Genomic DNA, 11711 nt, shown 5'->3' with positions numbered 1-11711 from the left:
GGTCAGCTGGTGGGGCCGTTCAGCTGCCCGTCCTCCGCGTCGTCCTCCGCGTTGCGCGCGACCGCCAGCAGGGTGGCGCTCTCGCCCAGATTCATCAGGCGCACCCCCTTCGTCTGGCGACCGGCCTTGCGAACCTCGCGGGCCGACGTGCGGATCACCCCTCCGGTCGAGGTGATCGCGTACAGCTCGTCGTCGATACCGACGATGAGCGCGCCAACCAGAGTGCCACGGCGGCGGTCGTACTGAAGCGTGAGAACACCCTTACCCCCGCGACCCTGAACGGGATAGTCCTCAATGGGCGTACGTTTCGCGTACCCGCCTGCCGTGGCCACGAGCACGAAGGTGTCCTGGCGGACGACGCCGAGCGACAGCAGCCGGTCGCCGGAGTTGAAGCGCATCCCCAGCACGCCGGACGTGGCGCGGCCCATCGGACGCAGCACCTCGTCGCTCGCCGTGAACCGGATGGACTGGCCCTCGGCGGACACGAGGAGCAGGTCGTCCTCCGCGGAGCAGAGCACCGCGCCCACCAGCTCGTCGTCCTCGCGCAGGTTGATGCCGATCAGACCGCCCGACCGCGGCGAGTCGAAGTCGGTGAGACGCGACTTCTTCACCAGCCCGGTGCGAGTGGCGAGCACCAGGTACGGCGCTGCCTGGTAGTCGCTGATCTGCATGACCTGGGCGATGTGCTCGTCGGGCTGGAACGCGAGCAGGTTGGCGACGTGCTGGCCCCGCGCGCTCCGATTGGCTTCGGGCAGCTCGTAGGCCTTGAGCCGGTAGACCCGTCCCTTGTTGGTGAAGAACAGCATCCAGTCGTGGGTGGAGCACACGAAGAAGTGGGCGACGATGTCGTCCTGCTTCAGCGCGGCGCCCTGCACGCCCTTGCCGCCGCGCTTCTGCGCCCGGTACAGGTCGGTCTTGGTGCGCTTGGCGTAGCCGGTCTGGGTGATGGTGACGACGACGTCCTCGACGGCGATGAGGTCCTCGTTGGTGACGTCCCCGTCGTCCGCGATGATCCGGGTGCGCCGGTCGTCGCCGTGCTTCTCGACGATCTCGGTGAGCTCGTCGCGCACGATCTGCCGCTGCCGCTCGGGCCTGGCCAGGATGTCCTGCAGGTCGGCGATCTCCCGCTCGATCTCGGCGAGCTCGTCGATGATCTTCTGGCGCTCGAGGGCGGCGAGCCGCCGCAGCTGCATGTCGAGGATGGCCTGCGCCTGGATCTCGTCGACGTCCAGGAGCTGGATCAGGCCGTCACGGGCGACCTCGACCGTCTCCGACGCCCGGATCAGCGCGATGACCTCGTCGAGCGCGTCGAGCGCCTTGACGTAACCACGCAGGATGTGGGCCCGCTCCTCCTTCTTGCGGAGGCGGTAGCGGGTGCGCCGGACGATGACCTCGATCTGGTGGCGGACGTAGTTGCGCACCACCTGGTCGAGCCGCAGGGTGCGCGGCACCCCGTCGACGATCGCCAGCATGTTGACGCCGAAGCCGTACTGCAGCTGGGTGTGCTTGTAGAGGTTGTTCAGCACGACCTTGGCGACGGCGTCGCGCTTGAGCGTGATGACGATCCGCATGCCGACGCGGTCGGAGGACTCGTCGTTGATCTCCGCGATCCCGGCGATCTTGCCGTCGCGGTGCTGGGCCGCGATCGACTCGATGAGGTTGTCGGGATTCACCTGGTAGGGCAGCTCGGTGACGACGAGGATGGCGCGCCCCTTGGTGTCCTCCTCGACCTCCACCACGGCACGCATCCGCACGGAACCACGGCCGGTGCGGTACGCCTGCTCGATGCCGTCGCGCCCGACGATCAGGCCGGACGTGGGGAAGTCCGGGCCCTTGATGCGCTCCATGAGGGCCGAGAGCAGCTCCTCGTCGGTGGCCTCCCAGTTGTCCAGCGCCCAGACGACGCCGTCGCCGACCTCGCGCAGGTTGTGCGGGGGGACATTGGTGGCCATGCCGACCGCGATGCCGGCACTGCCGTTGATCAGCAGGTTGGGCACCCGCGACGGCAGGACGAGGGGCTCCTGCGTCTTGCCGTCGTAGTTGTCGGCGAAGTCGACGGTCTCCTCGTCGATGTCCTGCAGCATCGCCATGGCGAGTGGCGACAGGCGGCATTCCGTGTACCGCATCGCGGCGGCCGGGTCGTTGCCGCGCGAGCCGAAGTTGCCCTGGCCGTCGATCAGCGGGTAGCGCATCGCCCAGGGCTGGGCCAGCCGCACGAGCGCGTCGTAGATCGACGTGTCGCCGTGCGGGTGGTAATTACCCATCACCTCGCCGACCACGCGGGCGCACTTGACGTAGCTGCGGTCGGGACGGAAGCCGTTCTCGCCCATCGAGTACAGAACACGCCGGTGCACCGGCTTGAGCCCGTCCTCGACCAGCGGCAGCGCGCGGCCGACGATCACGCTCATCGCGTAGTCGATGTAGGAGCGCTGCATCTCCTGCTGGATGTCGACCGGCTCGGTGCGGTCGCCACCGCCGGGCGGCGGGGGCAGCGTGGGGTCGAGGGTGTCTGTCACGTGGTCCTTCTCGTGATCACGATGCGGTTGTGGTCAGGCGTCCGGGCTGTCAGACGTCGAGGAAGCGCACGTCCTTGGCGTTGCGCGTGATGAACGAGCGGCGCGACTCGACGTCCTCGCCCATGAGGATCGAGAACAGCTCGTCGGCCGTGGCGGCGTCGTCGAGGGTGACCTGCAGCAGCACCCGGTTGGCCGGGTCCATCGTGGTCTCCCACAGCTCCTTGGCGTTCATCTCGCCGAGGCCCTTGTAGCGCTGGACGCCCTCTTCCTTGGGCAGTTTCTTGCCCGCGGCGCGGCCCGCCTCGACGAGGCCCGAGAGCTCGCGGTCCGTGTAGGCGAACTCGGGCTCCGCTCCCCGGCCGCCCCACTTGATCTTGTAGAGCGGCGGCTGGGCGAGGAAGACGTGGCCGGCCTCGACGAGCGGTCGCATGAAACGGAACAGCAGGGTGAGCAGCAGCGTGCGGATGTGCTGGCCGTCGACGTCGGCGTCGGCCATCAGCACGACCTTGTGGTAGCGCAGCTTGGCCAGGTCGAACTCGTCGTGGATACCGGTGCCCAGCGCCGTGATGATGGCCTGGACCTCGGTGTTCTTGAGAACGCGGTCGATGCGCGCCTTCTCGACGTTGATGATCTTGCCGCGGATGGGCAGGATCGCCTGGAACATCGAGTCGCGGCCCGACTTCGCCGAACCTCCCGCGGAGTCGCCCTCCACGATGTAGACCTCGGACTTCGACGGGTCGGTCGACCGGCAGTCGGCCAGCTTGCCCGGCAGGCCGCCGATGTCGCCAGCGCTCTTGCGGCGCACCAGCTCCCTGGCCTTGCGCGCCGCGGCCCGCGCCTGCGCCGACTGAACCGCCTTGTTGACGATCGTCTTGGCCTCGGTGGGGTTGCGCTCGAACCAGTCGGCCAGCCATTCGTTGCTGACCCGCTGGACGAACGACTTGACCTCGGTGTTGCCGAGCTTCGTCTTGGTCTGCCCCTCGAACTGGGGCTCCTTGACCTTCACCGACACGATCGCCGCGAGACCCTCACGGATGTCGTCGCCGGACAGGGCCGCGTCCTTCTCCTTGAGCAGCTTCTTGTCGCGCGCGTAGCGGTTGACCGTGGTGGTGAGCGCCGAGCGGAAGCCCTCCTCGTGGGTGCCGCCCTCGTGGGTGTTGATCGTGTTGGCGAACGTGTAGACCGACTCCGTGTAGCCGGAGTTCCACTGCATCGCCACCTCGACGGCGTGGCCGTCACCCTCGGCGGTGTAGGCGACGAGCCTCTTGTGGATCGGGTCCTTCGACTTGTTCAGGTGGGCGACGAAGTCCTCGAGCCCGTTCGGGTAGCAGAAGGTGTACTCCTTGACCTTCGCCACGTAGCCCTCGGCGTCGGGCTCCTCCGCCTCGCCGTTGTCGCCGTTGCGCTCGTCCCGCAGGACGATCGTGAGGCCCTTGTTGAGGAAGGCCATCTCCTGCAGGCGGCGGCGGATCGTCTCGATGTTGAACGTGAGCGTCTCGAAGATGTCGCCGTCCGGCCAGAACGTGACCGAGCTACCGGTGCGCTTCGTGGGCTCGCCCTTGCGCAGCGGGCCGGGCACCGAACGCGCGTAGTGCTGGCGCCACACGAACCCGTCGGTGTGGATCTCGACGTCGAGCGCCACGGACAGCGCGTTCACCACGGAGACACCGACGCCGTGCAGACCGCCCGACACGGCGTAGGACTCGCCGTCGAACTTGCCGCCGGCGTGCAGCATCGTGAGGACCATCTCGACGGCGGGACGCTTCTCCACGGGGTGTATGCCGACCGGGATGCCGCGCCCGTCGTCGACGACGCGCACGCCGCCGTCATCCTGCAGCGTGACCTCGACGCGCGTGGCGTAGCCGGCCATCGCCTCGTCGACTGCGTTGTCCACAACCTCCCAGATCAGGTGGTGCAGACCGCGTTCGCCCGTGGACCCGATGTACATGCCGGGGCGCTTGCGAACCGCCTCCAGCCCCTCGAGCACAGTGATGGATGACGCGCTGTAGGCGTTGTTCTTCTTCTCCGGCACGGGCTGCCTGTCTCCTCGCCACGAGGGCCCGTCCACCGGGAACGCGCGGGGATGCGCCGTCCGGCGTCGGGGCCTTTCGACCGGGCGATCGGGGAGCGCCCGGAACACGTCTCCCATCATACCGGTGCGCCACCACAGAAACGCGCCTAGGAGACCCCTCAAATCGTCTCAGACAGCCGATCGTGGACTTCGACGGGTCAAGAGCGCGGCCCGGGGGTTACAAACGGGCTCCGGCGCAGTCACGTGGCGCTGAGTGGCCGCCTGCCGCTCGTGCGCCTCCGATGCGCCTCGCGCCCTGGTCAGCCATAGGTGTCGCGCGGTCCGCGTCCGCGCACGTGGCGGGGACCGTGCCGCCAGCTCGGCCCCGACGGCGCCACGACGCGGATCCGGCGGACGACGTCCTTGCCCACGGCGCCCGCGAGACGGACCAGTAGCTGGCGTTGCAACGTGCGCAGCTGAGTGGCCCACGCCGTGGACTCCGCCTGGAGCACCAACTCACCGTCGCGCAGCGACAACGGCGTGCAGTGGTCGGCTATCTCCGCGCCCACGAGGTGCGGCCAGCGCCCGAGGACGGTGGCATCCGTGAGCCGGGGCGACCACCCACGGTCCAGCGCCACCCGGGACACCAACCGGCCGAACGGCTGCGGGTCGCGGTCGTCGGGGCCGGGGCCCGACCACCGCCTGCGCCTGCCGCGGGACGCGACCGGTTTGCGCCCCTGCCGCTCCGTCGCGCGCTGCGCCGCGCGTTCCGCCGATGCTGCACGCGCGGCGCGGAGGGCCTCGCGGGCGATGTCGGCACCATGCCCCGCCTCTCCCGAGCGCCCAACGGTTGTCCCCGATTCATCCCCAAGGCTGGGGACAACTGACCTCGAAGGGGGCGCGGCGGGCGGTTCCTGATGTACGCCGGGCGGTCGTTTCCGCTCGTCATCACCAGTGGAGGCAGAGTTATCCACAGTATCCACAACCTTGTTCACAGGTGCCGGAGATCACACGGACGGCGCTGACGTGGCCTCTTGCGGAAGGCGATCGACAGTACCGCCGCCCACCGCAAAGCGAACGCCCGACAGACCGGGAGGAACGTCTTCCGGAACGGCCGCCGTGATGAGCACCTGCTCGGCCCGGAGCGCCACATCGGCGAGCGCGCTGCGGCGGCGCGAGTCCAGCTCGGCGAACACGTCGTCGAGCACGAGGACCGGCTCGACGTCGTCGTCGCGGAGCAGGCGGTAGGAGGCGAGCCGCAGGGCGAGCGCGATCGCCCACGACTCCCCGTGGCTGGCGTACCCCTTCGCCGGCCCGTCGCCCAGGCGCAGCTCCAGGTCGTCGCGATGGGGACCGACCAGGCAGACGCCGCGCTCCACCTCCTGCCGGCGCACCGCGGCCAGCGCGTCGAGGAGCCGGACCTCGAGCTCGGCGGCCGAACCCGGCAGGTCCCCGTCGAGGCTCGAGCGGTACACCAGGTCGATCGGATCCGATGTCGGGGCGACGTCGGCGAACGCCTCGACGGCGAGGGGAGCGATCGCGGCCACCAGTTCCAGCCGGCCGGCCAGCAATACCGACCCGTTCCGGGCAAGGTGTCCGTCCCATACGTCGAGCGTGCTGAGGTCGGCCCGCCCGTTGCGCGCGGTCTTGAGCAGCGCTGACCGCTGGCGCAGCACCCGGTCGTAGTCGCCACGCACGGCGGCGTACCGCGGATACCGCGACACGAGCAGGTCGTCGAGGAAACGCCTGCGCTCCCCGGGATCGCCGCGCACCAGTGCAAGGTCCTCCGGCGCGAACAGCACAGTGCGCAGGATCCCCAGCACGTCACGCGGCCGGGGCACCGGTGCCCGGTTCACCCGCGCGCGGTTGGCCTTACCTGCGGTGATCTCCAGCTCGACGCTGAGCTCGCGCCCGTGGTGCACCACCAACCCGCGCACCACGGCACGGTCCGCGCCGCGGCGGATCAACGGCGCATCGGTGGCGACACGGTGCGAACCGAGGGTGGCCAGATACCCGGCGGCCTCGACGAGGTTCGTCTTGCCCACCCCGTTGGGGCCGACGAGCACCGTGACGCCGGGCTCCAGCTCGAGCTCGGCCGTCTCCCACGACCGGAAGTCGGCGACGGCAAGTCGCCGCAGGTGCATCAGCTCTGGGTCGAGCCCGGGCCCGAGCTCGGACCCGCGTGCTCGCCGGGTGTGCCGGATGGTCCGGCGGCCGACTTCACGGCGTGCCCACCGAACTGGTGGCGAAGTGCGGCGACGGCCTTGAGGGCGGGAGAGACCTCCTGGCGTGAGGCGAACCGGGCGAACAGCGCCGCAGAGATGACGGGGAGCGGCACCGCGTGCCGGATCGCCTCCTCGATCGTCCAGCGGCCTTCGCCCGAGTCCTCGACGTAGTCGTCGAGCTCGGCGAGGGTGGGATCGTCCTTGAGCGCGTTGACCAGCAGGTCGAGTAGCCACGAACGTACGACCGTGCCGCGCGACCACGCCTGCAACACCCCGGGCACGTTCGTGACCAGCTCGGCGGCCGACAGCAGTTCGAAACCCTCGGCGTAGGCCTGCATCAGGCCGTACTCGATGCCGTTGTGCACCATCTTCGAGAAGTGCCCGGCCCCGACGGGACCGGCATGCACGAAGCCCTCCTCGCGTGGCCCCTCCGGCCGCAACGCGTCGAAGATCGGCATCGCGCGCTCGACGTCCTCCGCCGATCCGCCGGCCATCAGCCCGTAGCCGTTGTCCTTGCCCCAGATGCCACCGGACACCCCGACGTCGAGGTAGCCGATCTGCTCGGCGCCGAGCAGATCGGCGTTCGGCCCGTCGTCGGTGTAGCGGGAGTTGCCGCCGTCGATCACGAGGTCGCCCGGTTCGAGAACCTCGGCGAGTGCGCGCACGGTGCTCCGCGTCGGTTCGCCGGAGGGGACCATCACCCACACCACGCGGGGGGCTTGCAGCGTCTTGACCAGCGCGGCGAGCGATTCGACGTCGCTGACGTCCGGCCGAGGGTCGTACCCGACGACCTCGTGGCCGGAGGCCCGAAGCCGGTCGCGCATGTTGCCACCCATCCGGCCCAGACCGATCAGTCCGAGTTGCACGGTTCCACTCCTGGTGTCGGTGTCGGGGAGCTCGCCCGCGCTCGGACCGGTCAGCCGGGGAGGCGGACGGGCATCAGGAGGTGCAGGTAGCCGGGCAGGGGCTCTGCAGTCTCCTGCCCCGCATTGTCCTCCGCAGGCAGGGCAGGGACAGGGCGGACCAGCGCGGGTCGGTTGGGAGTGGTGAACGTCAACTGGGCGCGGGCCGTGTGCAGGGCGCCGAGCGAGTCGAGCAGGTAGCCCGGGTTGAACGCGATCGTGAGCGGGGCCCCGTCGAGCTCACAGGGCAGCTCTTCCTCGGCGCTGCCCACGTCGTCGCCACCTGCGGCGAGACGCAGTCCGTCCTCGCCGAACTCCATCCGGACCTGGGCCACACGGTCGGTGACGAGTGCCACGCGCTTGATCGCCTCGACCAGGGGGGCCACCTCGATGACGGCGGCGCTCGTGTGCTCGGCCGGGATCAGCTGGCGGAACCGCGGGAACTCCGCGTCGAGCAACCGGGTGGTGGCGCGCCGGCCGGCACCTGTGATGCCGAGCATCCCGTCACCCGCCGACAGGGCCAGCTCGACGGTGCCCGCCCCCGCGAGCGTCTTGGCGACCTCCGCGAGCGTGCGCGCCGGGATCAGCACGGCGCTGGACTGCGCGTCGTCCTCCGGCGTCCAGTCCAGCTCGCGGACGGCCAACCGGAACCGGTCGGTGGCGGCGAGTGTGAGCCGGGAGCCCTCGATCTCCAGCCGGATGCCGGTGAGCATCGGGAGCGTGTCGTCCCGGCCGGCCGCAACCGCGACCTGAGCGACGGCCGCGGCGAGCTCGCCCGCCGCCACGCTCCCCGCGAGCTGCGGCATGGCCGGCAGCTGCGGATAGTCCTCGACCGGCATCGTCGGCAGGCTGAACCTGCTGTTTCCGCACGTGATCGTGGCGCGCGCCCCGTCGACCACCAGATCGACCGGCTTGGACGGCAGCGCACGCGTGATGTCGGCCAGTAGCCGCCCGGACACGAGCAGGCGGCCGGGGTCACCGATCGTCGCGTCCAGCTCGACGCGAGCCGACGTCTCGTAGTCGAACCCGGAGACAGTCAGCCGCTCACCGTCGGCGCCACCGGACGCCTCGACCAGGACACCACCCAGCACCGGGACCGGTGGCCGCGCCGGAAGGCTGCGAGCCACCCAGGCGGCAGCATCGGCCAGGACGTCGCGTTCGACCCGGAACTTCATGAGGGGACCTCTCGCACTGGCGGTGTGGGGACGAGCTCACGTGGACCCGACGGCTGGGGAGCCGAGGGGGTCATGCCGGGTCGGAACGCCGGGCACCGATCTGGTTCAGCCCGGAACGGTCTGAGCCGGAAGACAACCGTAGAGCCTCCGGACTGCGGGTGTCATCCCGGCCAGGCGGCACCCGATCCGGGCCGCGCTCCGCTCCATCCACGCCGTTGTTCTTTTTGAAGTTCTTCATGAAGAGATCCACAGCAGTAGTACTAGGGCCTGTGCGTAGTGTGGATGGACGCCGTTCTCGCAGGTCAGACGGTGTGGCTGGATGTGGAGCAACCTGAGGGGCCAGCGGTGGGTTCTGTGACTGTCCGGTGGATGGCGGCTGACGAACCCCAGCTGTCCCCGAGATGAACACCGGTTGTCCACCGTTGCGGGCCGATCCGTCCACGGCCGCTGAGCTGACCATCCACAGAGTTATCCCCAGATGTGGGTGAAGAGTGGTCGGGTGGGGACGCAGTGCGACCGGTTTTCCTGCGAGAACACGGCTCGCGTGAGTGGCCGGAACTCACAGAGTTCCCTCACGACACAAGACTGAGAACTCTCCGTCACGGTCTTGGCCAGTTTGAACACGGCGCGTCATCAGGTGGAACGCTGACCGACCGCCGTCGCGCGCCGAACGGCTGTGGATGAGCGGACGACGGTCGCGCCGCGAGGCCCGAATCTCGGCGCGCGTCCACAGCCACTTCGACTCTCCGCACTCGCCGGCGCCCTGCGGCGTGCACCTTCATCACCCGCGGAGGGGCCGATCGGCACGACCGGTGGCGGGGAAGAACGCGTCCGCACCGCCCGGAGCGCACCCGCGAGACGGCCGACGAAGTCGACGGAGAGGCATCCGTCGTCGGCGGACGGCACCTCATGACGATGAATCGCGCGGGGGCCTCGGTTCGTTTCGAGCCCGCGGTCGTGGTGGCGGTCGGTCAGCGGTGACGCCGGCATCAGTTCTCTCTCCGCGCCCCGGGTCAGCGTCAGCGCCCGTTCTCTGCCGCGAGCCGGTGCGCCTCGGCCGCCCACTCGCCCTACGGGACCGTCAGCCGTGCCGTACGCCCACGGGCCGGGACAGCGGGTGCCTGCGATGGATTGCAGTGGCTCTCGGCGAACCGGCGCCGATCGGCTCGCAGGGGGCGGCGATGTACGGCCTCGTCACTGCCGGGCGAGTCGTCCCGTGTCCGGGGTGGGAGCGCAGCTCTACCGCTTCGCACGCCGCGCGCGGGTGCAGGCCGTGCTCACTGCCGGGCGCGCTGCTTGATCCGCGCCGTCAGCTCCTGGACCTGCTCGAAGGTCTTACGCCGCTGCGCGATCTCGTTGCGGATCTTCTTGTCCGCGTACATGACGGTGGTGTGGTCGCGGCCGCCGAACGTCTGGCCGATGCGCGGCAGCGAGAGGTCGGTCAGCTCCCGGCACAGATACATGGCGATCTGACGGGAGTGGGCGAGCGCCTTCGTCTTCCCCGGCCCGCACAGCTCGTCCATGGTGACACCGAAGAACTCGGCGGTGACCGCCATGATCGTCGGCGCCGTGATCTCGGACGCGGCCGAGTCGGGGATCAGGTCGCGCAGCACGATCTCGGCCAGCTGCGTGTCGACCGGTTGCCGGTTGAGCGACGCGAACGCCGTGACCCGGATGAGCGCGCCCTCGAGCTCGCGGATGTTGCGCTCGATGCGCTCGGCAATGAACTCCAGGACGTCCCCGGGTACCGCGAGCCGGTCCTGCGCGGCCTTCTTCCTGAGGATGGCGATGCGCGTCTCGAGCTCGGGCGGCTGGATATCGGTGATAAGGCCCCACTCGAACCGGGTGCGCATCCGGTCCTCCAGCGTCTCCAGCCGCTTGGGCGGCCGGTCCGAGGACACGACGATCTGCTTGTTCGCGTTGTGCAACGTATTGAAGGTGTGGAAGAACTCCTCCTGGGTGCCTTCCTTGCCCTCCAGGAACTGGATGTCGTCCACCAGCAGCACGTCGACGTCGCGGTAGCGGCGCTGGAAGGCCACCTTGCGGTCGTCGCGCAGGGAGTTGATGAAGTCGTTCGTGAACTCCTCGGTGGACACGTACCGCACGCGCATGCCGGGGAACAGCCGCTGGGCGTAGTGCCCGACGGCATGCAGCAGATGGGTCTTGCCCAGCCCGGAGTCGCCCCAGATGAACAGGGGGTTGTACGCGCGAGCTGGTGCCTCGGCCACAGCCACCGCGGCGGCGTGGCTGAACCGGTTGGACGCACCGATGACGAAGGTGTCGAAGGTGTACTTCTCGTTCAGCCGTGTCTGCGACCGCGGAGTGACCTGCTCGCCCGCGGGTGGCCCCGAATAGGTCGGCCACACCTCGGGCGCACGGCCGTCGCTGCCGGAGCCGCCGTTCTGCATGGCGATGTGTGTGCTGCTCTGGTCGCGAAGCGTGAGTGGTCCGGTGATCGGCAGCGCCGCCCCGTCCGATCCGCTGGCCTCGTCACGAGGCTGCTCGTTGATCCGCGGATCCGTCGGCGGCCCGTCGATGGAGGCCGGACTGCGCACCATCGCTCCCGGAGGGTCCGGCACCTCCGTGCCGCCGGACGCCGCCGAGGCGTCGACGACGACCGCGAGGTTCACCGCGACCCCGAGATGCCGGCCGAGCGCATCGCTGATGGGACGGCGCAGGATTCGCTCGATCGCGTCCTTTGCGAACTCGCTCGGGGCGGCGAGCAGCGCGGTGCCGTCGATCAGGCCCAGCGGCCGGGTGAGCCGCAGGAACGCCCGCTGCTGCGGGGACAGCGTGTGGATGCCGGAGCCGGACGAGGCTCCCGAGAGGTCGGCGATCACACGGTTCCAGACCTGACCAAGGTCTCCTGGCTGGTCGGGCAC

The 11711-nt window shown here is 69.7% G+C and carries 7 protein-coding genes; all 7 read right to left on the bottom strand.

Annotation, left to right across the window (positions count from 1 at the left end; genetic code table 11):
* Positions 1–2 precede the first annotated feature (2 nt).
* Positions 3–2516 carry a DNA gyrase subunit A gene (gene gyrA, locus ACQPZQ_RS00035; RefSeq protein WP_433290698.1) on the bottom strand — a complete coding sequence of 838 codons (2514 nt, stop codon included), beginning with the start codon at positions 2514–2516 and terminating at the stop codon, positions 3–5.
* 49 nt (positions 2517–2565) lie between these two features.
* Positions 2566–4548: a DNA topoisomerase (ATP-hydrolyzing) subunit B gene (gene gyrB, locus ACQPZQ_RS00030; RefSeq protein WP_433290696.1), complete on the bottom strand. Its 1983-nt coding sequence runs from the start codon at positions 4546–4548 to the stop codon at positions 2566–2568.
* A gap of 299 nt (positions 4549–4847) precedes the next feature.
* Complete coding sequence (locus tag ACQPZQ_RS00025) at positions 4848–5174, bottom strand: DUF721 domain-containing protein (RefSeq protein ID WP_344720413.1); 327 nt, start codon at positions 5172–5174, stop codon at positions 4848–4850.
* Positions 5175–5534: 360 nt separating this feature from the next.
* A complete protein-coding gene (gene recF / locus ACQPZQ_RS00020) occupies positions 5535–6671 on the bottom strand; it encodes a DNA replication/repair protein RecF (protein WP_433290693.1) in 1137 nt (378 codons plus the stop codon).
* A complete protein-coding gene (gene gnd / locus ACQPZQ_RS00015; protein WP_433290691.1) occupies positions 6671–7618 on the bottom strand; it encodes a phosphogluconate dehydrogenase (NAD(+)-dependent, decarboxylating) in 948 nt (315 codons plus the stop codon). The genes recF and gnd overlap by 1 nt, the downstream gene beginning before the upstream one ends.
* Before the next feature lie 50 nt (positions 7619–7668).
* Complete coding sequence (gene dnaN / locus ACQPZQ_RS00010) at positions 7669–8829, bottom strand: DNA polymerase III subunit beta (protein ID WP_433290689.1); 1161 nt, start codon at positions 8827–8829, stop codon at positions 7669–7671.
* Positions 8830–10106: 1277 nt separating this feature from the next.
* Positions 10107–11711 (bottom strand): chromosomal replication initiator protein DnaA, encoded by a 1605-nt coding sequence (gene dnaA, locus ACQPZQ_RS00005; RefSeq protein WP_433290687.1) that lies wholly within the window; start codon positions 11709–11711, stop codon positions 10107–10109.

It is taken from the genome of Pseudonocardia sp. CA-142604 (genome assembly GCF_050948475.1).
Classification (GTDB): domain Bacteria; phylum Actinomycetota; class Actinomycetes; order Mycobacteriales; family Pseudonocardiaceae; genus Pseudonocardia; species Pseudonocardia alaniniphila.
Note: the sequence above shows the minus strand (reverse complement) of the source record. Positions and strands in the feature narration are given on the sequence as shown.

Excerpts from the sequence above, each read along its gene's own strand:
- recF (WP_433290693.1), bottom strand. The coding sequence starts at position 6,671 with ATGCACCTGCGGCGACTTGCCGTCGCCGACTTCCGGTCGTGGGAGACG.
- dnaN (WP_433290689.1), bottom strand. The coding sequence starts at position 8,829 with ATGAAGTTCCGGGTCGAACGCGACGTCCTGGCCGATGCTGCCGCCTGG.